The 25696-nt window shown below is 66.9% G+C and carries 26 protein-coding genes; 7 read left to right on the forward strand and 19 right to left on the reverse strand.

The window, feature by feature from the left end; genetic code table 11:
- Positions 1–10: 10 nt before the first annotated feature.
- The 16 genes from WKF39_RS05035 to WKF39_RS05110 form a co-directional block, all read right to left on the reverse strand.
- A complete protein-coding gene (locus tag WKF39_RS05035; RefSeq protein ID WP_340386138.1) occupies positions 11–1249 on the reverse strand; it encodes a cytochrome P450 in 1239 nt (412 codons plus the stop codon).
- Positions 1246–1704 (reverse strand): cytidine deaminase, encoded by a 459-nt coding sequence (locus WKF39_RS05040; protein ID WP_340386139.1) that lies wholly within the window; start codon positions 1702–1704, stop codon positions 1246–1248. The genes WKF39_RS05035 and WKF39_RS05040 overlap by 4 nt, the downstream gene beginning before the upstream one ends.
- The gene (locus WKF39_RS05045) at positions 1704–2951 is read right to left on the reverse strand and encodes an ABC transporter permease (protein ID WP_340386140.1); all 1248 of its coding nucleotides are present in this window, start codon (positions 2949–2951) and stop codon (positions 1704–1706) included. The genes WKF39_RS05040 and WKF39_RS05045 overlap by 1 nt, the downstream gene beginning before the upstream one ends.
- On the reverse strand, positions 2948–4039 hold the full coding sequence (locus tag WKF39_RS05050; RefSeq protein WP_340386141.1) for an ABC transporter permease: 1092 nt from the start codon (positions 4037–4039) through the stop codon (positions 2948–2950). Before WKF39_RS05050 ends, WKF39_RS05045 begins: the two co-directional genes overlap by 4 nt.
- Positions 4036–5547: an ABC transporter ATP-binding protein gene (locus WKF39_RS05055; RefSeq protein WP_340386142.1), complete on the reverse strand. Its 1512-nt coding sequence runs from the start codon at positions 5545–5547 to the stop codon at positions 4036–4038. The genes WKF39_RS05050 and WKF39_RS05055 overlap by 4 nt, the downstream gene beginning before the upstream one ends.
- Positions 5548–5665: 118 nt before the next feature.
- The gene (locus WKF39_RS05060; protein ID WP_340386143.1) at positions 5666–6739 is read right to left on the reverse strand and encodes a BMP family ABC transporter substrate-binding protein; all 1074 of its coding nucleotides are present in this window, start codon (positions 6737–6739) and stop codon (positions 5666–5668) included.
- A gap of 147 nt (positions 6740–6886) precedes the next feature.
- Positions 6887–8053, reverse strand: a complete 1167-nt coding sequence (locus WKF39_RS05065; protein ID WP_340386144.1) for an amidohydrolase — start codon at positions 8051–8053, stop codon at positions 6887–6889.
- Positions 8054–8100: 47 nt separating this feature from the next.
- A complete protein-coding gene (locus WKF39_RS05070) occupies positions 8101–8538 on the reverse strand; it encodes an SRPBCC family protein (RefSeq protein WP_340386145.1) in 438 nt (145 codons plus the stop codon).
- Positions 8495–9796, reverse strand: coding sequence for an MFS transporter (locus WKF39_RS05075; protein WP_340386146.1), 1302 nt, complete (start codon positions 9794–9796; stop codon positions 8495–8497). Before WKF39_RS05075 ends, WKF39_RS05070 begins: the two co-directional genes overlap by 44 nt.
- Complete coding sequence (locus WKF39_RS05080; protein WP_340386147.1) at positions 9793–10203, reverse strand: MarR family transcriptional regulator; 411 nt, start codon at positions 10201–10203, stop codon at positions 9793–9795. Before WKF39_RS05080 ends, WKF39_RS05075 begins: the two co-directional genes overlap by 4 nt.
- Positions 10204–10335: 132 nt before the next feature.
- The gene (locus WKF39_RS05085; RefSeq protein ID WP_340386148.1) at positions 10336–11082 is read right to left on the reverse strand and encodes a succinate dehydrogenase/fumarate reductase iron-sulfur subunit; all 747 of its coding nucleotides are present in this window, start codon (positions 11080–11082) and stop codon (positions 10336–10338) included.
- Entirely contained in the window at positions 11079–13025 is a 1947-nt protein-coding gene (locus tag WKF39_RS05090) for a fumarate reductase/succinate dehydrogenase flavoprotein subunit (RefSeq protein ID WP_340386149.1), read from the reverse strand. The genes WKF39_RS05085 and WKF39_RS05090 overlap by 4 nt, the downstream gene beginning before the upstream one ends.
- A complete protein-coding gene (locus WKF39_RS05095) occupies positions 13022–13747 on the reverse strand; it encodes a succinate dehydrogenase cytochrome b subunit (RefSeq protein WP_340386150.1) in 726 nt (241 codons plus the stop codon). Before WKF39_RS05095 ends, WKF39_RS05090 begins: the two co-directional genes overlap by 4 nt.
- Positions 13748–13849: 102 nt before the next feature.
- The gene (locus WKF39_RS05100) at positions 13850–14611 is read right to left on the reverse strand and encodes a succinate dehydrogenase/fumarate reductase iron-sulfur subunit (RefSeq protein ID WP_340386151.1); all 762 of its coding nucleotides are present in this window, start codon (positions 14609–14611) and stop codon (positions 13850–13852) included.
- Positions 14612–16504, reverse strand: a complete 1893-nt coding sequence (locus WKF39_RS05105) for a fumarate reductase/succinate dehydrogenase flavoprotein subunit (protein WP_340386152.1) — start codon at positions 16502–16504, stop codon at positions 14612–14614.
- A gap of 17 nt (positions 16505–16521) precedes the next feature.
- Positions 16522–17325, reverse strand: a complete 804-nt coding sequence (locus WKF39_RS05110) for a hypothetical protein (RefSeq protein WP_340386153.1) — start codon at positions 17323–17325, stop codon at positions 16522–16524.
- Positions 17326–17406: 81 nt separating this feature from the next.
- Here WKF39_RS05110 and WKF39_RS05115 point away from each other — a divergent pair, with 81 nt between their 5' ends.
- The gene (locus tag WKF39_RS05115; RefSeq protein WP_340386154.1) at positions 17407–18312 is read left to right on the forward strand and encodes a LysR substrate-binding domain-containing protein; all 906 of its coding nucleotides are present in this window, start codon (positions 17407–17409) and stop codon (positions 18310–18312) included.
- 9 nt (positions 18313–18321) lie between these two features.
- Here the strand turns inward: WKF39_RS05115 and WKF39_RS05120 are convergent, their stop codons facing one another.
- Together WKF39_RS05120 and trpS are read right to left on the reverse strand one after the other, a co-directional pair.
- Positions 18322–18840: a 2'-5' RNA ligase family protein gene (locus WKF39_RS05120; RefSeq protein WP_340386155.1), complete on the reverse strand. Its 519-nt coding sequence runs from the start codon at positions 18838–18840 to the stop codon at positions 18322–18324.
- A gap of 5 nt (positions 18841–18845) precedes the next feature.
- Positions 18846–19874, reverse strand: coding sequence for a tryptophan--tRNA ligase (gene trpS / locus WKF39_RS05125; RefSeq protein ID WP_340386156.1), 1029 nt, complete (start codon positions 19872–19874; stop codon positions 18846–18848).
- A gap of 55 nt (positions 19875–19929) precedes the next feature.
- Here trpS and galK point away from each other — a divergent pair, with 55 nt between their 5' ends.
- From galK to WKF39_RS05145, 4 genes are all read left to right on the forward strand, one after another.
- Positions 19930–21027: a galactokinase gene (galK, locus tag WKF39_RS05130; RefSeq protein WP_340386157.1), complete on the forward strand. Its 1098-nt coding sequence runs from the start codon at positions 19930–19932 to the stop codon at positions 21025–21027.
- Positions 21028–21092: 65 nt separating this feature from the next.
- Positions 21093–21566 carry an Rrf2 family transcriptional regulator gene (locus WKF39_RS05135; RefSeq protein WP_340386158.1) on the forward strand — a complete coding sequence of 158 codons (474 nt, stop codon included), beginning with the start codon at positions 21093–21095 and terminating at the stop codon, positions 21564–21566.
- 37 nt (positions 21567–21603) lie between these two features.
- Entirely contained in the window at positions 21604–22077 is a 474-nt protein-coding gene (locus WKF39_RS05140; RefSeq protein ID WP_340386159.1) for a cupin domain-containing protein, read from the forward strand.
- A 65-nt stretch (positions 22078–22142) separates the two neighbouring features.
- Entirely contained in the window at positions 22143–22991 is an 849-nt protein-coding gene (locus tag WKF39_RS05145) for a prephenate dehydratase (RefSeq protein WP_340386160.1), read from the forward strand.
- Between the two features lie 290 nt (positions 22992–23281).
- Here WKF39_RS05145 and WKF39_RS05150 read toward each other — a convergent pair whose 3' ends face one another.
- Complete coding sequence (locus WKF39_RS05150; RefSeq protein ID WP_340386161.1) at positions 23282–23506, reverse strand: hypothetical protein; 225 nt, start codon at positions 23504–23506, stop codon at positions 23282–23284.
- 133 nt (positions 23507–23639) lie between these two features.
- Here WKF39_RS05150 and WKF39_RS05155 point away from each other — a divergent pair, with 133 nt between their 5' ends.
- A complete protein-coding gene (locus WKF39_RS05155) occupies positions 23640–24125 on the forward strand; it encodes a GNAT family protein (protein WP_340386162.1) in 486 nt (161 codons plus the stop codon).
- Positions 24126–24168: 43 nt separating this feature from the next.
- Positions 24169–25692, forward strand: coding sequence for a DHA2 family efflux MFS transporter permease subunit (locus tag WKF39_RS05160; RefSeq protein WP_340386163.1), 1524 nt, complete (start codon positions 24169–24171; stop codon positions 25690–25692).
- The last annotated feature ends 4 nt before the right edge of the window (positions 25693–25696 follow it).

Here is a 25696-nt window from a genome sequence, read left to right on the forward strand (position 1 = left end):
GTCCTCCTCGTCAGTTGGCCCCTGGTGCGTGCGCGACATCGATCCGTTCGAATCCACGCAGGACCCAGGTCGGGCGGCGCGGCGCCTCACCCACCAAGGTGAGGTGGGGGAACCGGTCGAGCAGTGTCTGCAGGCTGATCTGGAGCTCGAGCCGGGCGAGCGGAGCGCCGAGGCAGAAGTGCAGGCCCATGCCGAACCCGACGTGGGGGTTGGGGTCGCGGCCCACGTCGAAGGTGTCAGCATCGGCGAATGCAGCCGGGTCACGGTTGGCCGAGCCCATCAGGCAGGCCACCTTCTGTCCTGCGTGGATCACCTGACCGCACACCTCGACATCGGCTGTCGCGGTGCGTTCGAACAGCTGTAGTGGGGCATCGAACCGGATGAGCTCCTCGAGCGCAGTGTCGATCGAGACCTCGCCCGAGGTGACGCGGGTCAGCTGGTCCGGATGGCTCAGCAGCGCGTGCATGCCGTTGCCGAAGACGTTGACCGATGCCTCGTGGCCGGCGTTGAGCAACAGCACGACCGACGCGACGAGCTCGTCGTCGGTGAGCGCGGATCCTTCGGCGCGGACCCGGATCAGGTCGCTGATCAGGTCGTCGCCGCCCGCACCCGATGAGACAGCGATCCGTCGCCGGTCGACGACCTCACGGACATAGGCCGAGAATGCCGTGCTTGCCTCGATCGCGGCGGACTTGGTCGTGGCCGTCACGTGGGGCTCATACATGGAGACGATGGCCTGCGACCAGTCACGCAGCCGCTCGTGATCCTCGCGGGGGACGCCCAGGAGGTCGGCGATGACGTAGACCGGCATCGGCTCGGCGTAGCGACTGAGGATGTCCACCGCCTGGGGTGATTGCCCGTCCTCGCCGGGCTCGAACAACCCTTCCACCATCTCCGTCGCCAGATCTTGGATCCGCGAACGCATCCGCTCCACGTGCCCCCGCGAGAATGCGGAGGACACCAGCTTGCGAAGGCGGGTGTGGGCGGGTGGCTCGTTCTCCATCATCTGGTTGCGGTGCAGCGCGTTGAACGGCTCCATCTGCGACGCCGGCTCCCGGTCGGTCCAGAGCCGCCCGAAGGTGCGGTCGCGCAGCACCAGGCCGACCGACTCGTGGGTCGTGGCCAGCCACACACCCATGGGTTCGTGCCAGAGGACGGGCCCGCTGGCGCGCAGGGCGGCGAGCACGGGATAGGGATCCCGCAGGAACTCCGGGCTACCGACGTCGAGCTGGACCGCGTAACGAGTCAACGCTCGAGATCCTCGGCACCAAAGGCGTCCGGAAGCACCTCGGTCATGGTCTTGACACCGCTCGGCGTCATGAGCTGCATGTCCGGTCCGCCGTTCTCCCACAGGAGCTGTCGACACCGGCCGCACGGCATCAGGGGCGCGCCCTGCGCGTCGACGCAGACCACCGCGATCAGCCGTCCGCCACCGGTCGCGTGCAGCGCAGAGACCATGCCGCACTCGGCGCACAGCGCCACTCCGTAGGCGGCGTTCTCGACGTTGCAACCCAGCACGACCCGGCCGTCGTCGACGAGACCCGCGACGCCGACCTTGTAGTTGGAGTAGGGCGCATAGGCCCGACCCATCACCTCGGTGGCGTATGAGGTGAGCGCACTCCAGTCGACCGGAGCGTCGACACTGGTGTGGATGCTCGGCAGACGCTTCGAGGAGGTGTTGGACTCCTCATCTGGACCAGTCATCAACCTGCACTGCCTTTTCGATAGGGCTTGCCGTCGGCGGCGGGCATACGTAGCCTCTGGGCGCCCAGGGCCAGCACGAACAGGGTTGTGACGTAGGGCGTCATGACCGTGAACTCGCGCGGCACGGAGTCCGTCGACAGGAACCAGGTCAAGATCGCGACACCGGCGACGCCCATCACGATCGCGCCCGGAATCTGCTTGCGGACCACGCGGAGGACAGCGAGCAGCAGCAGCCCCAGTCCGACGAGCAGCAGCAGGGCGTGGACCGCAGAGGTGTCGCGCAGGCGCAGCGAGTCGGTGTAGCCGAATGTCAGGGCGCCGGCCAGCAGGCCGCCGGGGCGCCAGTTGCCGAAGATCATCGCAGCCAGGCCGATGTAGCCCCGGCCGCCGGTCTGGTTGGCGCTGTAGCCGCTCGAGGCGACCAGTGCGAGGAATCCGCCGCCGATACCCGCCAAGGCGCCGGAGACCAGGACCGCGACGTACTTGTGGAAGTAGACGTTGACACCCAGCGTCTCGGCGGCCTGCGGGTTCTCACCGCACGAACGCAGGCGCAGTCCGAAGGGCGTTCGCCACAGGATCCACGCCGAGAACACGACGAGCGCGAACGCGAACAGGCTCAGCGAGGAGATCCTGGTGGTCAGCGCGGCTACCACCGACGCCACGTCGGAGACGAAGAACCAGTGCCGGTCCGCCAGGTTGAGTGCCGCGTCGGAGATGCCCGGGATCGTGATCTCGGTGGGCCGATCCAGACCCACGAGCTGGCGGGGGCCACCACCCTCGTAGTCGGAGAAGACCGCCTCGGCCAGATAGGTCGCGACACCGGCGCCGATCAGGTTGATCGCGACACCCGACACGATGTGGTCGACGCCGAACGTCACGGTTGCCACGGCATGCAGCAGGCCGCCGACCAGGCCGAGCAGTGCTGCTCCCAGGACTCCCACCCATGCACTCTCGGAGTGGTAGGTGAAGAATGCCGCGCCCCACGTGCCGAGGATCATCTGGCCCTCGAGGCCGATGTTGACGACACCGGCACGTTCGGCCCAGAGGCCGCCCAGCGCGGCCAGGAGGATCGGGCAGGTCGCGATGATCGCGGCCCTGATCGTGCCGGCGGAGTCGAGGTCGTTGGTGTCGGTGACGATGCGGACGAGTGAGACCACGGCGATGCCGACCAGCGAGAGATAGAACCAGCCCTTCGTGAGTCGGGCGAGCAGGCCGGGAGACGCCTGCGGCGCCTGCGTAGTGGTCATGCGGATGCCCCCTTCGCCGTGGCGAGCTTCTGGCTGACGACCCGTTGCTCGAGTCGCGCACGCCAGCGGCGGACGACCTCATAGCTCACGACCACCGCGAGGACCGCGACGCCCTGGGTGATCTGCACGATGCTCGGTGAGATGTCGGTGCCGAAGGTCAGCGTGTTGGACTGCGCGGACAAGAACGCGAACAGCAGGGCACCGAACAGCATGCCGATCGGGCTGTTGCGACCCAGCAGGGCCACCGCGATCCCGAGGAAGCCGAGGCCGAACTGGAACGACGTGCCATAGGATCCCGCGCTGCCGAACAGCGCCGGCATCCACACCAGGCCCGCCACACCGCCGGACAGCAGCATCGAGATCAGGATCATCCGCTTGGGATTGACGCCCGATGCCAGTGCGGCGGTCTCGGACTGTCCGCTGGCACGCAGGTCGAAGCCGAATCGGGTCTTGTTGAGCAGGACCCAGAAGCCGGCGCCGACGAGCACTGCGAAGATCGCCAAGGTCCAGATCTGCCCGTCCCGCGGCTCATACGGAGTGAAACCCTCGATCATGCTGCTCTCGGAGAGCTTCTCGGTGCGCACGGTGTTGCCCTCGCGCACGCCGTAGCGGTTGACGAGATAGCCCACCAGGGTCAGGGCGATCGCGTTGAGCATGATCGTCGAGATGACCTCGCTGACCCCCCGCGCGGTCCTGAGGATGCCCGCGATGCCGGCCCACGCCGCGCCGACGACGACCGCGATGACCAAGGAAACCGCGACGTTGAGGAATCCCCCGACGTAGGCCGCGCCGGCGAACGACGCGGCGGCGAAGGACGCCATGAGGTATTGGCCCTCGAGGCCGATGTTGAACAGGCCCATCCGAAAGCCGATCGCGGCAGCGACGGCGGAGATGTAGATCATCGCGGTCTGGTTGACGATGTTGACCCGTAGCCGGGGCAACGGGTCACTGAACATCGCTGACCAGAACTCACCCGGCGAGCTGCCCACCGCGGCGATGACGCTCGTCGTGACCAGGACGGAGACCACGACCGCGATGGCCGGGGCGAGCAGCGCCATGCCGATCGTACGAAGACGTACGGCGTTCACGCCGCCTCCCCTCCGGTCATGGCGGCGCCGAGATCTTGCGGTGTCACCTTGGCGGGCTCGAAGGTGCCGACGAACCGGCCTCTCAGGATCACCTGGATCGTGTCGGACAGGCCGATCAGCTCATCGAGGTCCGCAGAGATGAGCAGCACCGCAAGACCAGCGCGACGGGCCTGCTTGATGTGGTCCCAGATCGCGGCCTGGGCTCCCACGTCGACGCCGCGGGTCGGGTGGGACGCGATCAGCAGGACCGGGTCACCGCTCATCTCGCGTCCGACGATGAGCTTTTGCTGATTGCCGCCGGACAACGCCCGGGCCGGGGTGTCGATGCCGGGGGCACGGACGTCGTAGTCCTGCATGATCCGTGACGTGTCCTTGCGTGCACCGGACCGGTTGATCCAGGGGCCCCTGGCGTTGGGCGCCTCGGTCTGGTGGCCAAGCATGCGGTTCTCCCACAGCGGGGAGTCCAGCAGCAGACCGTGGCGCTGCCGGTCCTCGGGGATGTAGCCGATGCCGGCCTCGCGCAGCTTGCGGGTGTGCCAGTGCGTGACGTCCTGCGTCTCCAGCGTGATGCGGCCGCTGGTCGGGATGTGCATGCCCATGATGGCAGCGACGAGCTCGGACTGACCGTTGCCCTCGACGCCGGCGATCCCGAGCACCTCGCCGCGATGGATCGCCAGCGAGATGTCGGTCAACAGGTTGCGGCCGAACTCATCGGCGAGGGTGACGTCGTGGAGCTCGAGCACGGTGGTGTCGGTGACTGTCGACTCCCCGGTCTCCGGCGAGGGCAGCTCCGAGCCGACCATCAGCTCGGCGAGCTCTCGCTTGGTCGCGGTCTGCGGGTCGGCGGTTCCGACAGTCGTGCCGCGCCGCATGACGGTGATGTCGTCGGCAATGGCGAGGATCTCGTCGAGCTTGTGGGAGATGAACAGCACCGACTTGCCGGCACCGCGCAGCTCGCGGAGGTTGTCGAACAACGCCTCGACCTCCTGCGGCACGAGCACCGCTGTCGGCTCGTCGAGGATGATGATCTTGGCCCCGCGATAGAGCACCTTGGCGATCTCGAGCCGCTGGCGGGCGGCGACACCGAGCTTCTCGACCAGCATGTCGGGCTCGAGGCCGAAGCCGAACCGTTCGGAGATGCGGTGGATCTCGGCTCGCGCGTTGTCACCGATGCCGTGCAGCTTCTCGGCCCCGAGCACCATGTTCTCCAGCACCGTCAGGTTGTCGGCCAGCATGAAGTGCTGGAAGACCATGCCGACACCGTGCTCGATGGCGTCGGTCGGCGACTTGAGGGACACGACCTCGCCGTCGATCTCGATCGTGCCGTCGTCAGGCCTCTGGACCCCGTAGAGGATCTTCATGAGCGTCGACTTGCCGGCACCGTTCTCGCCGATCAGGGCATGCACCGTGCCCGAGCGGATCGTCACATCGACATCATGATTGGCGATCACGCCGGGGAAGCGCTTGCCGATCCCCCGCAGCTTCACCGCATCCACAACAGACGACATGGACACTCCTCCCGCAACACGCTCGACAGCACTGGCTTGCGACCCAAAGGTGCGGACCTGGGCTGAACGCTACCGCGCCCAGCCCAGGTCCGTTGGCACCTGTTTGTTGCCCATTCCCTTACGGAGTGGTCGGCACCTTGACCTCACCGCTGATGATCTGGGCCTTGTAGTCGTCGATGTCACTTGCGATGTCATCCACGAAGCCACCGGACGTCGAATAGCCGACGCCATCTGCCTTGAGGTCATAGACCTGGTAGCTCGTCAGGGCCTTGCCGCCGTCGACCGACTTCACGAAGTCGTAGGTCGCGGTGTCGACGCGCTTGAGCATCGACGTCAGGATGCGTGGCTTCTGCGCGTCGGTCGCAGTGAGGTACTGGTCGGAGTCCACACCGATCGCGAACTTGCCCTCACCTGCGTCCACCGCGGCGTCGAAGACACCGGAGCCCGAACCGCCGGCAGCGTGGTAGACCACGTCGGCGCCCTTGTCGAACTCGCCCGTCGCGGCAGCCTTGCCTCCGGCCGGATCGCCGAAGCCCTTGAGATCGGACTCCTGGATGTAGGCGACCTCGACCTTGATGTCGGGCTTGGCAGCCTTGGCGCCCGCAACATACCCGGCCTCGAACTTCTTGATGAGGTCGTTGTTGACGCCACCGACGAAGCCGATCGTGCCGGACTTGCTCTTCTCTGCGGCGGCGACGCCGACCAGGAAGGAGCCCTGCTCCTCGGCGAAACCGAGGTAGGCAACGTTGTCGTTGGCCTCCTTGTCAGGATCGAAGCCGTCGATCACGCCGAAGTTGACCTCCGGGAAGTCAGGAGCGACCTTGTTGACCGACTCGCTGTAGGCGAAGCCGACACCGATGACGGCCGTCGCGCCGTTCTCGGCGAAGTTGCGCAGGCGGTCCTCGCGAGCGGACTCGGCCTCACCATCGGTGGCCTCGCCCTCGACACACGTCGCGTCGAACTCTTCGACGGCCTTCTCCAGACCGGCGTAGGCCGAGTCGTTGAACGACTGGTCGCCGCGGCCACCCACGTCATAGGCCAGACCGATCTTCGGTCCGTCGCCGTCGGCGCTCTTGCAGACGTCCTTGCCGGCTGCGGGCTTGTCACCGCTCTTGTTGCCGTCACCTTCGCTGCTGCCGCAACCCGCGAGGGTGAGGGCGGCGACACAAGCGACGGCGGAAAGCTTGGTCAATCGACGCAAAATTCCTCCTCGGTACGGAGCCGGGAGCCCGGCACGTGTTCAGACCCTAGTTGTCGGGTGGGTCGTGCGGGAGGGTCTGGAAGACATTCAGCGGAGTCGTAACCCATTTGTCACTTGCGCGCGTGGAGCCGGCCCTGCTCAGCTCACGGCGGCCGTGGCCAGCACCTTGGCGCCGATCGCGATGGCCCGCTCGTCGACCCGCAAGTTGCCCTGGTGCAGGTCGTATGTCGGACCGTCGGGAGTGCGGATCCCGAGCCGGCCCATCGCACCGGGCACGGCCTCGACGTACCAGGCGAAGTCCTCGCCGCCGAGGCTCTGGGCGGTGGAGGCGACGCCACCGGGCCCGACCGCCTGGGTCACGGCACGGCGCATGATCTCGGTCGCGTTGAAGTCGTTGACCACCGGCGGCACTCCGCGGGTGTAGGTCACGTCGGCGCTGACCCCGAAGGGCTCGATGATGTCGCTGATCAGACCGCGAACCAGGTGCTCGGCCTGGTGCCAGGCGGCGGCATCGAGCATCCGCAGGGTGCCGCTCAGCTCCCCTGTGGACGGGATGACGTTGGCCGCGTTGCCGGAGTGGATCTGGCCCCACACCATGCTCGCACCGGCGCGCGGGTCAAAACGGCGCGACAGCACGGCCGGCAGCTGGGTCAGCAGGCTGCCGAGCGCGTAGGTGAGGTCCTCGGTCAGGTGGGGGCGGGAGGTGTGGCCGCCCCGCCCGACGAGCTGCACGTGGATGTGATCGGACGCGCCCGTGATCGGGCCCTCACGTAGTCCGACGTGGCCGACGTCGAGCGACGGGTCGCAGTGCAGGGCAAAGATGCGGGACACCCCGCGCAGCGCACCGGCAGCCAGCACCTTGAGGGCCCCACCGGGCATGACTTCCTCGGCGGGCTGGAAGATCAGGCGTACGCGCACCGGCAATGGCTTCTCGGCATGGGCCTCGGCGAGCGCGACCGAGGCACCCAGCAGGGCCGCGATGTGGACGTCATGGCCGCACGAGTGCGACACACCCGGGATGCTCGACTTCCACGGATCCTGTGACGTGTCGAGGACCGGCAGCCCGTCCAGATCTGCCCGCAGGGCCACGATCGGCCCGCCGTCGGGGCCGATCTCGGCCATCAGGCCCGTGCCCTCGAAGCGTTCGTAGGAGATCCCGGCCTTGTCCATCCAGGTTGCGACGAGGTCGGTCGTGCGCTCTTCGTGCCAGGACAGCTCGGGAAAGGCGTGCAGCTCACGGCGCACCTCGATGAGGTCGGGAGTCACGACATCGACGGATCGTGCGATCGCTTGGGACCAGGACATCTGCTCAGGATATCGCTGTTTCGCCGCGTTCAGTCGCAGGCGGCGCCTCAGGGCCGGGCGGACTCCAGCGTCGTGCGGATCTGCTCGACGGTCTCGTCGGCCAACGAGTCGAGCTTGCCCTTGACCATGATCGGGGCGACGTACTTGATGATCCCGTGGAACTTGAAGTCCGCGCGGTAATGGATCTGGGTCCGATCACCGTCTCGGGTGAATCTCATGGTGTCTGTCGCCGTGGCTGTCTTGTTCTTGCCGCGCGCGGAGAAGAAGGTCGGCCGGTCGAAGCCGATCGTCTCGTACGCCAGCTCGGTCTCACGACCCATGAACTCCGACCGGTTGGCATACGTCGTGGCGAGTCCGCCGTCACCGGAGGTGCGCTTGGTCTCGAGCGTCCCGGGGTCCCACTCGTTGGTGTTCTCGAAGTCGCTGAGGTAGTCGAAGACGTCATCGATCGACCTGGACACCGTGAAGGTTCTCTCTACGTGCATTCCCCCACCGTATGTCCCGTGCGGCGGTCCGCAACTCCCCACGATTCATGCCCTGGCGACGGACGTACCACAGCGTCGCTGTCGTGATCCCGATGAGGGACACGACGCCGCCACCGATCAGCATCCACCTCGCCCCGTAGGAATCACCGACCCAGCCGATCAACGGTGCACCCAGAGGCGTGCCACCCATGAAGATCATCAGGTAGAGCGCCGCGACCCGGCCCCGCATCATGGGACTCGACGTCATCTGGATCATGGCGTTGGCCGAGGTGATCATGGTCAGGGCGCAGAGTCCGAGCAGGGGCAGGACCGCGGCGAACAGCACGTAGCCGGGCATCAGGCCGGCAACTATCTCGACCACGCTGAACGAGGCGCCGGCCAGGACGACGAACGCCAGCCTTGGGCGGGTCCGCCGGGCGGCGAGCAGGGCGCCGGCCAGTGAACCGACAGCCATGATCGAGGCGAGCAGGCCGTATGCCCCGGCGCCCTTGTGGAACACCTCGGTGGTCATCAGCGCGCTGGTCATCTGGAAGTTCATGCCGAAGGTGCCGACGAAGAACACGCAGATCAGGATCAGGATCAGGTCGGGGCGGGATCGTACGTAGGTGACGCCGTCGCGGACGGCTCGCTTGCGGGTGCCGGTCACCGGTGAGGGTCGAAGCCGGCTGCCGTCCAGCAGGTGCAACGAGATGAACACCGCGGCATAGCTGATCGCATTGACGAGGATGACCCAGCCGGTCGCGCGGACGCCTGAGCCGAGGGCAGCGATCAGGACGCCGGCGAGCGCGGGACCGATCATCCGTGCGGAGTTGAATGACGCGGAGTTGAGACCGACCGCATTCGGGAGATCGTCCTTGCCCACCATCTCGACGACGAAGGACTGTCGCGCCGGAGCATCGAATGCCGTGCCGATGCCGAACACGAAAGCCAGGACATAGACATGCCAGGCCTGGACGACACCCGTGACCGCAAGAGCGCCCAGGATCGCGGCAGGGATGGCCATCGCGGCCTGGGTGCAGCGAAGCACCGTGCGCTTGGGGACCCGGTCGGCGACCACTCCGGCTATCGGGGAGAACAACAGGGCCGGCAGGAGCTGGAGCCCGGTCGTGATGCCGAGGGCCGTGCCGCTGTGGGTCAGCTGCAGGATCAGCCAGTCCTGTGCGACGCGCTGCATCCAGGTGCCGATGTTGGAGACGAGGGCGCCCATCGCATAGATGCGGTAGTTGCGGATCGACAACGCCCGGAACGTGGGGCTCAACTCGCGGCCAACCGTTCCAGCAGTGCGGTCGCCTCCCTCAGGATCTTTCGCTCGGCCGTCGTGAGCTCGGCAAGGCGGTGCGCGAGCCACTCGTCCCGGCGATCACGCTCCTCGGCGAGCACGGCATCGCCGTTGTCGGAGATCGAGATGAGGACCTGGCGTCCGTCATCGGGATGGGGTGCGCGTGTCACGAGCCCATCGTCGACCAGGCAGGTCAGGGTGCGGGTGATGGACGGTGGCCGGACACGTTCGTGGGCGGCGATCGCGCCGGGCGTCGATGGGCCGAGCTTGAGGATCGCGCCCAGCACCGAGAGCTGGGTCGGCGTCAGGTCGGTCAGGCGCTCCTGGCGGAGGCGGCGGTTGAGGCGCGCCACCGAGCGAGCAAGCTGGTGCGAGTCCGTGGGCATATCGTTAGCATACCTCATTACCTATGCTAACTAAAGTTCGGCCCCGCCCCCAGATTTGAAGCCTTATGGTCACTTCGGGTGCGCAGAAGCGGCCATAAGGCTTCGAATCTTGGGGGTTGAGACCCTAGAGGGTCAGGACTTGCCGTGGGCAAGGGCTCCGAGCAGATCGCGGTTGAGCTGACTGATCGTGTCGAGCGGTATGCCCTTGGGGCAGGCCGAGGTGCACTCGCCGATGTTGGTGCAACCGCCGAACCCCTCGTGGTCATGCTGCTCGATCATGCCGATGACGCGCGACTCGCGCTCGGGCTGACCCTGCGGCAGCAACCCGAGGTGCGTGATCTTGGCGGCGGTGAACAGCATCGCCGATCCGTTGGGGCACGCCGCGACGCAGGCGCCGCAGCCGATGCAGGTCGCCGCGTCGAACGCGTGATCGGCATCATCCTTGGGCACCGGGACGGCGTGCGCGTCGGGCGCCGAGCCGGTCGGCGCGCTGATGTAGCCGCCGGCCTGGATGACCCGGTCGAAGGCCGATCGGTCGACCACGAGGTCCTTGACGACGGGGAAGGCCCCGGCGCGCCACGGCTCGATGTCGATCACGGCGCCGTCCTCGAAGCTGCGCATGTGCAGCTGGCACGTCGTGGTGACCTCGGGGCCGTGTGCAATGCCGTTGATGACCACACCGCAGGCTCCGCAGATGCCCTCGCGGCAGTCGTGGTCGAAGGCGATCGGGTCGTCGTCGGACAGCGTCAGCTGCTCGTTGAGGACGTCGAGCATCTCGAGGAACGACATGTGCTCGCTGACGTCCTCCAGGCCATACGTGACCATCTTGCCTTTGTCGTCGGCGTTCTTCTGTCGCCAGACCCGGACGGTGATGTTCACTTGTAGCTCCTGGACTTCATCTCGACGTACTCGTAATCCAACGGTTCCTTGTGCAGCGTCGGCTCGTCGCCGAACTCCCACGCCGAGACATAGGCGAAGTCGTCGTCGTTGCGCAGCGCCTCGCCGTCCTCGGTCTGGCTCTCGGCCCGGAAGTGCCCGCCGCAGGACTCCCGCCGGTTGAGGGCATCGATGCACATGAGCTCGCCGAGCTCGAAGAAGTCGGCGACCCGGCCGGCCCGCTCGAGGGTCTGGTTGAGCTCCTCGTTGACGCCGGCGACCTTGACGTTGGACCAGAACTCGTCCTTGAGGTCACGGATCAGGCCGATGGCCTTGGTCAGTCCCTCCTCGGTGCGCTCCATGCCGCAGTAGTCCCACATGATCTGGCCCAGCTCCTTGTGGAACGAGTCGACCGTGCGGTTGCCGTTGATCGCCAGGAACTTCGCGATCCGGTCCTCGACGGCCTGCCTCGCTGCAACGACCTCGGGGTGGTCGTCGTCGACCTTCTCGTAGGGCCCGTCGGCCAGGTAGTTGGCCAGCGTGTAGGGCAGCACGAAGTAGCCGTCGGCCAGACCCTGCATCAGCGCCGAGGCGCCGAGGCGGTTGGCGCCGTGCTCGGAGAAGTTGGCCTCACCGGCGACGAACAGACCCGTGAGGTTGCTCTGCAGGTCGTAGTCGACCCAGAGTCCGCCCATCGTGTAGTGCACCGCCGGATAGATGCGCATCGGCTGCTCATAGGGGTTCTCACCGGTGATCTGCGCATACATGTCGAACAGGTTGCCGTACTTGGCCTCGACCTCCGCGCGGCCGAGTCGCGAGATCGCGTCGGCGAAGTCGAGATAGACGCCCAGGCCACCGGGACCAACACCCCGGCCGTCGTCGCACTGATACTTCGCGGCGCGCGAGGCGATGTCACGGGGCACGAGGTTGCCGAACGCGGGATAGATGCGCTCGAGGTAGTAGTCGCGCTCGTCCTCGGGGATGTCACTTGGCAGCCGGTCGTCGCCGCCGACCTTGGGCACCCAGATGCGGCCGTCATTGCGCAACGACTCCGACATCAGCGTCAGCTTGGACTGATAGTCGCCGCTGACCGGGATGCAGGTCGGGTGGATCTGGGTGTAGCAGGGATTGGCGAAATAGGCGCCCTTGCGGTGCGCGCGCCACGTGGCCGTGACGTTGCAACCCATCGCATTGGTCGACAGGAAGAAGACGTTGCCGTAGCCACCGGTCGCGAGCACGACCGCGTCGGCAGTATGCGTCTGGATCTCGCCGCTCACCATGTCCCGCACGATGACGCCGCGGGCCTTGTCGTCGACCATGATCAGCTCGAGCATCTCGTGCCGCGTGTTCATCTCGACCGTCCCGGCCGCGATCTGCCGCTCGAGCGCCTGATAGGCCCCGATCAGCAGCTGCTGGCCGGTCTGGCCGCGGGCGTAGAACGTACGCGAGACCTGAACGCCGCCGAACGAGCGGTTGTCGAGCAGTCCGCCGTACTCACGGGCGAACGGGACACCCTGCGCGACGCACTGGTCGATGATGTTCACCGACACCTGTGCGAGGCGATAGACATTGGACTCGCGGGCACGGAAGTCGCCGCCCTTGACCGTGTCGTAGAACAGCCGATAGATGCTGTCACCGTCGTTGCGGTAGTTCTTGGCGGCGTTGATGCCGCCCTGCGCGGCGATCGAGTGCGCGCGACGCGGGCTGTCCTGGTAGCAGAAGCTCTTGACCTTGTAGCCCGCCTCGCCCAGGGTCGCCGCCGCCGATGCGCCGGCGAGGCCCGTGCCGACCACGATGACGCTGAGCTTGCGACGGTTGGCCGGGTTGACCAGCAAGGTGTTGAACTTGTGATCGTCCCAGCGCCGCTCGATCGGGCCGGACGGTGCCCTGGTGTCATGGATGTCTGCGCCGGTGGCGTGGAACTGCTCAGAAACATTGGAGGTCATGATCCGGCTCCGAAGAAGAAGATGGCGAACGGGACGGACAGGAAGCCGGCGGTCAGGAGCACCGAGATGCCGATGGCGATCCGCGTCCAGGTCGAGTCGCGCCGAGTCGGGCTGTAGTTCTGGCCCAGTGTCGTGAGCGCGCTCCAGAAGCCGTGCCACAGGTGGAAGCCGACCGCGAGCAGGCCGATCGTGTAGAGCAGGACGACCCACCAGATCTCGAAACCGTTGACCGTGCGCTCGTACTTGCTGTCGGACGCACCGCCCGGGGACAGCCAGTTGGGCATCATCTGCGCGACGTGGCCGATGATGAACAGCAGCAGGACCACGCCTCCCCAACGCATCGTGAACGATGCGTAGCTGCGCTGGATCCCGGTCCGGTTGTGCTTGGAGTGGTAGCGCGTGCCGCCGACATAGCCGGCCGCGGCCCGGTTGCGACGCCACAGCGTCACGGCCGCGTAGGCATGCACCACGACCGCCGCGAGCAGCAGCACCCGGATGATCCAGAGCATCCCGCCCTCGGGGAGGTAGGGGTAGAACATGTGCGGCAAGGTGTCGTGCAGGTAGGAGTCGAATGTCTCTCGACCCTGGAAGAACTTCAGGTTGCCGTACATGTGGACCAGCAGGTAGCCGAGCATGACCAGCCCCGACACCGCCATCGCATATTTCCAGGCGACGGTCGACCTACGGGCCGACGGACGCTTGCTCACTTGGGTAGTCGCCACAACTGGCCAGCCTAGGTGTGACCGGCCTCTTCCGCAAAGGCATTGTGAGGTAACAGTTCATAGCCACCGGCTATGGCAACCGTATCCGCGATGCCCAGACGGTCAGCCCTTGCCCGTCCGCTTGCGCCGGCGGATCATCGGGTCGAACTTGAGGTCCACGACGCGCTCCTTGAGCGGGATCAGCGCGTTGTCGGTGATCTTGATGTGCTCGGGGCAGACGTCTGTGCAGCACTTGGTGATGTTGCAGTAGCCCAGCCCGTGCTCGTCCTGCGCGGCCTCCTTGCGGTTGCGACCCTCCTCGGCAGCGGCGTCGAGCGGGTGCATGTCGAGCTCGGCCACGCGCATCAGGAACCGTGGCCCGGCAAACGCCGGCTTGTTCTCCTCGTGGTCGCGGAGCACGTGGCACGTGTCCTGGCACAGGAAGCACTCGATGCACTTGCGGAACTCCTGGGAGCGCTCGACGTCGACCTGCTGCATGCGGTAGTCCCCGGGCTCGAGCCCCTTGGGCGGGACGAACGCCCGCACCTCGCGGGCCTTGTCGTAGTTGAACGACACATCGGTGACGAGGTCGCGGATGACCGGGAACGCACGCATGGGGGTCACGACGATCGGCTCGCCCGGTGGCAGCGTCGACATCCGGGTCATGCACAGCAGGCGCGGCCTCCCGTTGATCTCGGCGCTGCACGAGCCACACTTGCCGGCCTTGCAGTTCCAGCGGACTGCGAGATCCGGCGCCTGCGTCGCCTGGATGCGGTGGATGATGTCGAGCACGACCTCACCCTCGTTGACCTCGACGTCGTAGTCGACGAAGTCACCGCTCTCGTCGTCTCCCCGCCATACGCGGAAGTGCTCCTGGTTGCCCATCTAGATCCTTCCGGAAAGCTCTTCGGTGGTGAAGTACTTGCCCAGCTCATCGCTCTCGAACAGGTCGAACAGGTCGTCGCGCACCGGGATCTGCTCCTGGCGGCGGACATCGATCGTGCCGTCGTCAGCGAGCGTGCAGACCAGGAGGATGTGCCGCCAGTCGGCGTCCATCTTCGGATGGTCATCGCGGGTGTGTCCGCCACGGCTCTCGGTGCGCAGGATCGCTGCCTTGGCGACGCACTCGCTGACCAGCAGCATGTTGCGCAGGTCGAGCGCGAGGTGCCAGCCGGGGTTGAACTGACGGTGCCCCTCGACGATGACCTGCTCGCCCCGGGCCTTCAGCCCCTCGAGCTTGTCGAGTGCCTGCCGGATCTCATCGTCCTTGCGGATGATCCCGACGAGATCGTTCATGGTCTGCTGGAGCTCCTGATGCAGCGTGTAGGGGTTCTCCGCACCCTCCTCGCCGCCGTCACCGAAGGCCGCGACCGATCTGCGGGCGGCCACCTGCACGTCCTCTTCACTGATCTTCGGTCGGTCGGCACCGAGGGATTCGAGGTATGCCGCGGCGCCGGACCCCGCCCGGCGTCCGAACACCAGGAGGTCCGACAAGGAGTTGCCACCGAGGCGGTTGGACCCGTGCATGCCGCCCGAGCACTCGCCGGCCGCGAAGAGGCCCGGCACCGAGGCCGCGCCGGTGTCCGGCTCAACCTCGACGCCGCCCATGACGTAGTGACACGTCGGACCGACCTCCATCGGCTCCTTCGTGATGTCGACGTCTGCGAGCTCCTTGAACTGGTGGTGCATCGACGGGAGCTTCTTGATGATGACCTCGGCCTTGAGCCGGCTCGAGACATCGAGGTAGACGCCACCGTGCGGACTCCCCCGGCCGGCCTTGACCTCGGAGTTGATCGCCCGGGCGACCTCGTCGCGGGGCAGCAGCTCGGGCGGACGCCGGTTGTTGTCCGCATCGGTGTACCAACGGTCGCCCTCCTCCTCGGTCGTCGCGTACTGAGACTTGAAGACGTCCGGGATGTAGTCGAACATGAAGCGCTTGCCCTCGGAGTTGGTCAGCACCCCACCATCACCGCGTACGGACTCGGTGACGAGGATCCCCTTGACCGAGGGCGGCCAGACCATGCCGGTCGGGTGGAACTGCAGGAACTCCATGTTGATCAGTGCGGCACCGGCCCGCAGTGCGAGAGCGTGCCCGTCGCCGGTGTACTCCCACGAGTTGCTGGTGACCTTGTAGGACTTGCCGATGCCGCCGGTCGCCAGGATGATCGCCGGCGCCTCGAACACGATGTGCCGGCCCGACTCGCGCCAGTAGGCCAGGGCGCCGGAGATCCGGTCGCCGTCCTTGGTCAGATCCGTCACGGTGCACTCGGCGAAGACCTTGAGGTTGGCCTCATAGTCACCTGTGCTGTCGTGGTCCTCCTGCTGCAGCGACACGATCTTCTGCTGGAGCGTGCGGATCAGCTCGAGTCCCGTGCGGTCGCCGACGTGGGCGAGCCGCGGGTAGGTGTGCCCGCCGAAGTTGCGCTGACTGATCTTGCCGTCGGGCGTGCGGTCGAACAGGGCGCCGTAGCTCTCCAGCTCCCACACCCGGTCCGGCGCCTCCTTGGCGTGGAGCTCGGCCATGCGCCAGTTGTTGAGGAACTTGCCACCTCGCATCGTGTCGCCGAAGTGGACCATCCAGTTGTCCTTGTCGTTGACATTGCCCATCGACGCCGCACAGCCACCCTCAGCCATCACGGTGTGGGCCTTGCCGAACAAGGACTTGCTGATGATCGCGGTCTTCATGCCCTGCTCGCGCGCCTCGATCGCGGCCCTCAGGCCGGCACCGCCCGCGCCGATGACGATGACGTCATAGGACAGTCGCTCGATCTGCGTCATTCAGTCACTTTTCCTCGTCAGTTGATGAAGCGCGGGTCGGAGAACCAACCGGCTGAGACGGCCATGATGTAGAAGTCGGTCAGCGCCAGGGTGCCGAGCGTCAGCCAGGCGAGCTGCATGTGCGAGCCGTTGAGCCGGCTGACCCAGCCCCAGAGCTTGTAGCGCACCGGGTGCTCGGAGAAGTTGTTGAGACGGCCGCCGATGATGCTGCGGCACGAGTGGCACGACGCCGTGTAGGCCCACAGGGCGATGACGTTGGCCAGCAGCACCAGGTTGCCGAGGCCGAGGCCGAACTCTCCGGTGCCGGTCTCGAACGCGACCACCGCGTCGTACGTGTTGATCAGCGATATCAGCACCGCGGCGTAGAAGAAGTAGCGGTGGAGGTTCTGGCCGATCAGCGGGAACCGGGTCTCACCGCTGTAGGTGGAGTGTGGCTCGGCCACGGCGCAGGCGGGGGGCGAGAACCAGAATGCCCGGTAGTAGGCCTTGCGGTAGTAGTAACACGTGAAGCGGAACAGCAGCAGGAATGGCAGCGTCAGGGCGGCGTACGGCAAGAACCAGACATCTGGCAGGAAGGTGCCGAAGTGGGCTGCCTCGGGCACGCACCCGTTGGAGATGCACGGAGAGTAGAACGGTGTCAGGTAGTGATAGTCACCGACGAAGTAGTCCTTCTGCATGAAGACACGGACGGTCGCGTAGGCAATCCAGGCGAGCAGACCCACGGCGGTCGCCAGCGGCGGGATCCACCAGCGATCCGTGCGGAGCGTTCGGGCGGCAATCGCGGCGCGACCGGCGCCGTTGGTGGTTCGGAGTGTGGCCACCGTCACACACTAGGGCGACACCTCCTATCCGCCAAGTCATAGTGAGGTCGCCTTTCATAGCCATCAACTATCGTGACGCTCGTGCAGATCCAGCAGCTCGCCTACTTCGTGGCCGTCGCCCGCACCCGCCACTTCACCCGGGCAGCCGAGCTGACCGGGGTCTCCCAACCGAGCCTGTCCAAGCAGATCCGGGTGCTGGAGAACTCGCTCGGCACGCCCCTGTTCGTACGCAACCGCGGGGCGATCGAGCTCACCAGTGCCGGCGAGGCCCTCCTACCGCACGCCCAGCGCATCCTCATCGACACCGAGAGCGCGGAGCGCACGGTCCACGAGGTCGCCAACCTGCGTCGCGGACGGGTCCGGATGGGAGCGACGCCCTCTCTGTGCGAAGGACTGCTCCCCGAGGCGCTGACCGAGTTCCACGCCGCATATCCCGAGATCGAGCTGGAGGTGCAGGAAGCCGGTTCACGCGTGTTGACCCGGGAGCTGGCCGACGGCCGACTCGATGTCGCCCTGCTCATCGTGCCCCTGCACAACGCCGACCCCGATCTCGAGACCACCCCGATCCTGCGTGAGCGTCTGGTCCTGGCCAGCCCCGCCGACTCGGACATGCCATCCCGCATGGGGATCCGAGAGCTGCGCGAGCTGCCCCTCGTGATGTTCCGTGAGGGTTATGACCTGCGTGAAGTCACCCTTCGCGCCTGTGCCGACGCAGGATTCGAACCGCGGCTCGCGGTCGAAGGAGGCGAGATGAGTGCCGTCCTGCGATTCGTGCAGGCCGGGCTCGGCCACGCCGTGGTGCCGAGCATGGTGCTGTCGACCCGACCCCAGCTGCGGGCGACGCAGCTCGTCGACCCGCCCCTGGAGCGGACCATCGCCCTGGCCCATCGCAGCACCGAGGCACTCCCCCTGGCTGCCCGCGCGTTCAAGACCGAGCTGTTGAAGCACCTCACCACGATGGTGTCGGACGATCTCGGGATCGTCTGAGACCAGGGCCTACCGACCGAGGGGAAAGCTCCGCTGCGGCACCCAGCCCGCACCATCGAGGTGGTGATAGAGCGCGAACTCGTTGACCGCGAACTGGCACTCGAACGAGCTGAGCTCTTCGTATGCCTGATCGAGGCTCGCGTCGTCGAGATTGTGCGCGATCGTGACGTGCGGGTGGAACGGGAACTCCGGCTCGGAGGCGCCCAGCGCCCGTCGGACGCACTGGGCCAGCATCTCGGTGTAGGAGATGCCCTGGCTCACGGCGATGAACACGACCGGAGACACCGGGCGGAACGTTCCGGTCCCGCGCAACCGCATCGGAAACGGCGGCAGCTTGGCGGCTGCGCGCTCCAGCGCCACGCAGACCGCGTCGAGATCCCCGGTCGCATACTCAACTGGCGGTATCAACGTGACGTGACTCGGCACGGTCTCGGCCATCGGATCACCGAAACCCGCACGCATCTCGCGCAGCTGCGAACCGTAGGGCTCAGGCACCGGGATCGCGATGCCGATCGTCAGCGGGGTCATGCCGCTCATCGCGCCGCGGGCCGTACGAAACCGGAGCGGTCATAGACGAGGTCGAGCGTCACGCTCGCCACCTCTCTTGCCTTGTCGGCGCCGCGGGCCAGGACGCGATCGAGCTCGGCCCGATCGTCGAGCAGCTCACGGGTCCGGTCACCGAACGCTCCCACGAAATCGGCGACCAGGTCACCCAGGGCGACCTTGAAATGGCCGTACTGCTGGCCCGCGAACTCCTTTTCGATCTCGGCGATCGGCCGGTCGGTCAACGCGGAGTAGATCGACAGGAGGTTGGAGATGCCAGGCTTGTCGACGACGTCGAAATGCACCTCGCTGCCGGAGTCGGTCATCGCCGACCGGATCTTCTTGGCGGCCTGCTTGCGCGTGTCCGTCAGGTCGACCACGCCGGCGTGCGACGCCGCCGACCCGCTCATCTTGGAGGTCGGATCCTGCAGGTCATATATCTTGGCGGTCGCCTTGACGATGTGCGCCTCGGGCACCGTGAAGGTCTCGCCGAAGCGGTGGTTGAACCGCTGGGCGAGGTTGCGGGTCAGCTCGACGTGCTGCCGCTGGTCCTCGCCGACGGGGACCCGGTCGGCCTGGTAGATCAAGATGTCGGCGGCCATCAGGATCGGATAGGTGAACAGTCCGACGCTCGCCGAGTCCGAGCCACCCTTGGCGGACTTGTCCTTGAACTGGGTCATGCGGCCGGCCTCGCCGAAGCCCGTGATGCCGCTGAGGACCCAGGCCAGCTGGGCGTGCTCCGGCACGTGGCTCTGGGCGAACAACGCGCTGCGCTCGGGGTCGACACCGGCCGCGAGGAGCTGCGCGGCCGCGATGTAGGTGCGTTCACGCAGGAGCCCCGGGTCATAGTCGACCGTGATCGCGTGCAGGTCCGGGATGAAGTAGAACGCCTCGAAGTCGTCCTGGAGCGCGACCCATTGCTTGAATGCACCGAAGTAGTTGCCGAGGTGGTAGGAGTCGGCTGTCGGTTGGGCTCCTGACAGCACTCGAGGTCGGTGGTCAGCAGGCATGGACGGCATTGTGCCAGCCGACGACCGATCGTCATTCGCAAGGCCACGTCGATAGGGTCGGACCGTGGACGACATACGCCGGTGGGACGTGCCCGGACGGGTCAATCTGATCGGTGAGCACCTGGACTACAACGGCGGGCCGGTGCTGCCGATCGCAATCGACCGCTCCCTGACGATCAAGGTGAGGGCTCGTGAGGACGGTGTCGTCAACCTGTGGTCGGACCTGCCTGACTCGGCGAAGGTCTCGTTCGCCACGACCGTCCAGCCCGGCGACCTCGGCGGGTGGGCCGTGTATGCGGCCGGGATCGTGTGGAGCCTGATGGAGGCCGGCCACCGGTTCGGCGGTGCCGACCTGGTCGTGGAGTCACGGCTGCCCTCAGGTGCGGGACTCTCCTCGTCCGCGGCGCTGACCTGCGGGATCGCCGCAGCACTCAACGATCTGCATGGCTTCGGCCTGGGGCTCACCGACCTGGCCCAGCTCGCCCAGCGATCCGAGAATGACTTCGCCGGCGCCCCGGTCGGCATCATGGACCAGCTCGCGGTGCTGTGCGGCGAGGCCGACCACGCCGTCCTGCTGGACACCGCGGCATCGCCGCCGACGACCCAGGGCGTACCGGTGACGTGGTCCGTGGACGGGCTGACCCTGCTGGTCATCAACACCCGGGCGCACCACTCGCTGGCCGACGGCGAATATGCGGCGCGCCGCGACGAGTGCGAGCAGGCCGCTGCCGAGCTCGGACTCGAGTGGCTCGCCCAAGCCACCCTCGACGCCACGGTCCGCCTGACCGACGAGACGCTGAAGGCCCGGACCCGGCACGTCCTCACCGAGACTGCACGGGTGCGCGGCGCCGTCAACGCCATGAACCGGCGCGCCTGGACCCAGCTCGGGACGATCCTCACCGCATCGCACGCGTCCCTGCGCGACGACTTCCAAGTCAGCTGTCCCGAGCTCGATGTCGCGGTCGAGGCGGCGCTCGAGGCCGGCGCACTCGGCGCCCGCATGACCGGTGGTGGGTTCGGCGGCAGCGCCATCGCGCTGGTCCCGGTCGACCAGGTCGCCCGCGTGCGCGAGCGGGTCGAGGCTCGCTATGCCGCCCACCAGTGGCGCGAGCCGGAGACCTTCGTCGTACGTGCTGCTGACGGCGCCCACGTGGTGGACTGACACCTCCGCAGGTCTCGATGGCTTGCCAGGACATATCCTGGACATATAGTGTCCACAATATGAAGATGAGCGAGGGCGTCGAGTGGGCACTGCACAGCTGCCTCAACCTGTCCTGGGTCGGCGATGAGGCCGTTACCGCCCGGAAGCTGGCTGCGTTCTACCAGCTGCCGACCGCGTACATGAACAAGCAGCTCCAGGCATTGACCCGGGCCGGCATCCTCTCATCGACCTCGGGACCTCGGGGCGGGTTTCGTCTCGCCAGGACCATCGACGACATCACCTTGCTCGACATCGTCGTGGCCATCGAGGGTCGGGAGGACATCTTCCGTTGCGACCAGGTCCTGCGACACGGTCCGGGCGGCTCCGACGAGGTCGACTACCGCCACACGTGCGTCCTCTCCGGTGCGATGCGCAAGGCCGACCTGGCATGGCGCTCGAGCTTGGCGCAGCAAACCATCGCGGACATCAGGACCGACGTCGAGAAGGCGTACCCCCACACCCGCGACGCGACCCTGAACCACTTCCTCAATGCCGGCTAGCTCCAATGCCGGCTAGCCTCAATCACAGGAGAACAGCATGAACGCCTCACCAGTACTCGTCCGCGCTGACCAGGCCGAATCCGTCGTCGACGGGCCGACCAGCTTGATCACCCTGCTGGCTGATGCTCCCGAGACCGGGGGCGCGGTGACGATCAATCGGGCCACACTCGCCGTCGGCTCACCCGGTGCGCCGCCACACTCCCACAGCCGCGCCGCCGAGAGCTTCTTCGTGCTGGACGGCGAGCTCCAGGTCCTCGTCGACGACACCGTGATCGACCTCGCCAAGGGTGATTTCCTGCTGGTCCCACCCGGCGTGACTCACGCGTTTGCTCCGCCTGCGGGCAAGGAGGCCGATGTCCTGGTCACCTTCACGCCAGGCATGCGCCGGTTCGACTACTACCGCCTGCTCGGGCGTGTACACACCGGCGAGGCGGATGCCAGCGATCTCGCCGCGTGCTCCGTTGAGTTCGACAATCACTACGCAGTGAGCGACACCTGGGCAGACCGGTAAAGGTCAAGGGACGACGGGTTGCCACGCGCCAGCGATCGCGGGCACGAGCGTGAGAACCTAGGTCCGTGACCAAGCCATCCCGGATCGCCTACCAAGGTGAGCCCGGCGCGAACTCCCACATCGTCGCCAAGGAGCACTACCCCGACTGGGAGACGTTGCCCTGCGCCTCGTTCGAGGAGGTCTTTGCGATCGTCGCCAATGGTGACGCCGAGCTCGCGATGATCCCGATCGACAACTCGATCGCCGGACGCGTGGCCGACATCCATCATTTTCTGCCCACGTCGGGGCTGCACATCATCGCCGAGCACTTCTTGCGGATCCAGTTCAGCCTGCTCGGCGTGCCCGGATCGAGCCTCGAGACGATCAGGACCGTGCACAGCCACGTGCACGCCCTTGGCCAGTGCCGCAAGATCATCAAGCGACACGGGCTCACCCCCATGATCTCCGGTGACACCGCCGGTGCCGCACGAGAGGTCGCCGACGCCGGCGACCCCAGCCAGGCCGCGATCTCCCCGCCGCTCGCTGCGGAGATCTATGGCCTCGACATCCTGGCCGAAGACATCGAGGACGAGGACCACAACACGACCCGCTTCGTCGTGTTGTCCCGCGAGCCCGTCCGGGCGCCGGCCGGCAACGGCCCGACCGTCACGAGCTTCATCTTCAACGTCCGCAACCTCCCGGCTGCGCTCTACAAGGCGCTCGGCGGCTTCGCGACCAACGGCGTCAACATGACCAAGCTCGAGAGCTACATGGTCGACGGGTGGTTCACCGCGACCCAGTTCCTCGCCGAGGTCGACGGGCATCCCGACGACATCCCCCTGGCGAGGGCCCTCGAGGAGCTCGCGTTCTTCACGACCGAGGTCAAGATTCTCGGGGTGTACCCGGCCGACCCGCTCCGCTCGCTCGCTCCATGACGCACCCCGCGATGAAGTGGCCGCTCAACGTCCCGGTGCTCAGCGACGGCGTCGTCACGCTCCGCGCGCACGTGCCGGGAGATGTCGACGCGTTGTTCGAGATGGCCGTCGACCCGGAGATGATCCGGTGGACCGCGATACCGACACCGCACCACCGCAACATGAGCGAGCAGTTCGCGTTCACGATCCTCCCGCGGGGTTGGGACGACGGCACCCATCGCGGCTGGGCCATCGAGGCGGTCGACGACGACGGCACCGCCCGGTTCGCCGGCAACATCGATGTGCGCAGCTCACCGATCGCCGACATCGGCTTCGCGCTGCACCCGTGGGCCCGTGGTCGTGGGCTGATGGCGCGGGCCGTACGTCTCGCGGTCGACTGGGCACTCAGCGAGGGCGGCGTCGAGATCGTCCACTGGCGCAGCCATGTCGGCAACGAGGCCTCGCTCCGGGTCGCCCATCAGACCGGTTTCGCCCTGCACGGCCTCATCCCGGGGATCCTGCACGAGCGCGGACATGTCCTGGACGCCTGGACCGGGTCGATCCGGTTCGGCGACAGCCCGGTGCCCCGCATCCCGTGGGCCGAGTCCACGGTGCTCCAGTCGGAGCGTCTCTGCCTGCGTCCCTTCGCCGAGGCTGACATACCCCGCCTTGTCGAGGCCTGCAGCGACCCGGTTTCCCGGCACTTCCTGTCCGGGCTCCCCCATCCCTACACCGCCCGCGATCGCTCGCAGCTATGTCGCCGACTGCATCTGGCAGGCGGCGATCGGTGCCAAGGCGACATGGGCCATCGCCGACCGACATACCGACGAGCTGCTCGGCAACATCGCGGTCATGGACATGCTCGGAATCAATCCGACCTCCGGCGAGATCGGTTACTGGATGCATCCGGCCGCACGCGGACGCGGAATCATGACCGAGGCGACGCAGATGATCGTCCGGCACGCGCTCGACCCCGACGGATTGGATCGCCGCAGGGTCGTGCTCTATGCCGCGGCCGACAATCCGGCCAGCAACGCGATCGCCCGCGCCGCTGGTTACTCCCACTACGGCACGCAGCGCGCCGCCGAACGCCTGGGCGACGGGTCGTTCGACGACCTGCTCGGCTACGAGCTCCTGCGTCCCGTCCGCGACTAGGACCAGCGGACGTTCTGTCGGCGCCGGGGTCCAGAATGGGGTCATGGCAACCACTTCGGCCTCGACGTCCGGCCTGACTGAGGACTACAAGCCCTGGCCCGCGCTGTGGGCGATGGTCATCGGATTCTTCATGATCCTGGTCGACAACACGATCGTGTCGGTCGCGACGCCGGTGATCCAGCGAGAGCTCGACACCGACTACAACAACGTCATCTGGGTGACGAGCGCCTATCTGCTGGCCTATGCCGTGCCGCTCCTGGTGACCGGCCGACTCGGCGACCGCTTCGGACCCAAGAACACCTATCTGGTCGGTCTGGCGATCTTCACCCTCGCCTCACTCTGGTGCGGGCTCACCGGCAGCATCGAGATGCTGATCGTCGCGCGGGTCGTGCAGGGCGTCGGCGCCTCGCTGATGACGCCGCAGACCATGGCGGTCATCACCCGCACATTCGCACCGGCCAACCGTGGCAGCGCCATGGCGCTGTGGGGTGCGACCGCAGGGGTCGCGACCCTCGTCGGACCGATCCTCGGCGGAGTGCTCGTCGACAGCCTCGGCTGGGAGTGGATCTTCTTCGTCAACATCCCGATCGGTGTCATCGGCTTCGTCCTGGCCTGGCGGCTGGTGCCCACGCTGCCGACCCACAGCCACAGCTTCGACTGGATCGGTGTCGCGCTGAGCGGCGTCGGAGTGTTCCTGGTCGTGTTCGGCATCCAGGAGGGTGAGAAGTATGAGTGGGGCCAGATCTCCGGCATCCTCAGCGTCCCGCTGCTGATCGGCGCCGGCGTCCTGGTCTTCGCGGCGTTCATCTGGTGGCAGGGCCGCATCAGGACCGAGCCGCTCGTGCCGCTCGGCCTGTTCCGCGATCGCAACTTCTCGATCGGCAACGGCGGCATCGCGATGGTGTCCCTGGCCATCACGGCGATGTCACTGCCGTTCTTCTTCTACGCACAGGGCGTCCGCGGGTGGAGCCCCACCGAGTCCGCGCTGCTGATGGCACCCATGGCTATCGTCCTGATGATCCTGTCGCCGTTCGTCGGCAAGCTCGTCGATCGGGTCCACCCCCGCAACATCACCCTGGTCGGCTTCAGCACCGCGGCGATCGCGATGTTCTGGCTGTCGCGGCTCATCACACCGGACACCCCGGTGTGGCAGCTGACTCTGCCGATGGCGCTCTTCGGCGTCTCCAACGCGTGCTTGTGGGCGCCGCTCGGCGCGACCGCGACCCGCAACCTGCCAATCACCGCCGCCGGGTCCGGCGCCGGCGTCTACAACACGACACGTCAGATCGGCGCGGTGCTGGGCAGCGCGGCAATTGCGGCTCTCATCGAGTCGCGGCTCAGGTCCAATGGTCTCGGCGGGTCATCGGGGGCGGGCGAGTCCTCGGGTGCGTCGATGCCTGAGGTCGTCCAGGGCCCGTTCTCCGATGCGATGTCGCAGGCGCTGCTGCTCCCGGTCTTCGCCTTCGTGATCGGCTTCGTCCTGGTGCTGTTCCTCGCCAAGCCGTCCCACGCTGGGCACGGGCGCACCGCTGCGGCGGCTCCCATCCCGGAGTCAAGCCTTCCGTAGGCTG

The organism is Aeromicrobium sp., assembly GCF_037719875.1.
GTDB lineage: Bacteria > Actinomycetota > Actinomycetes > Propionibacteriales > Nocardioidaceae > Aeromicrobium.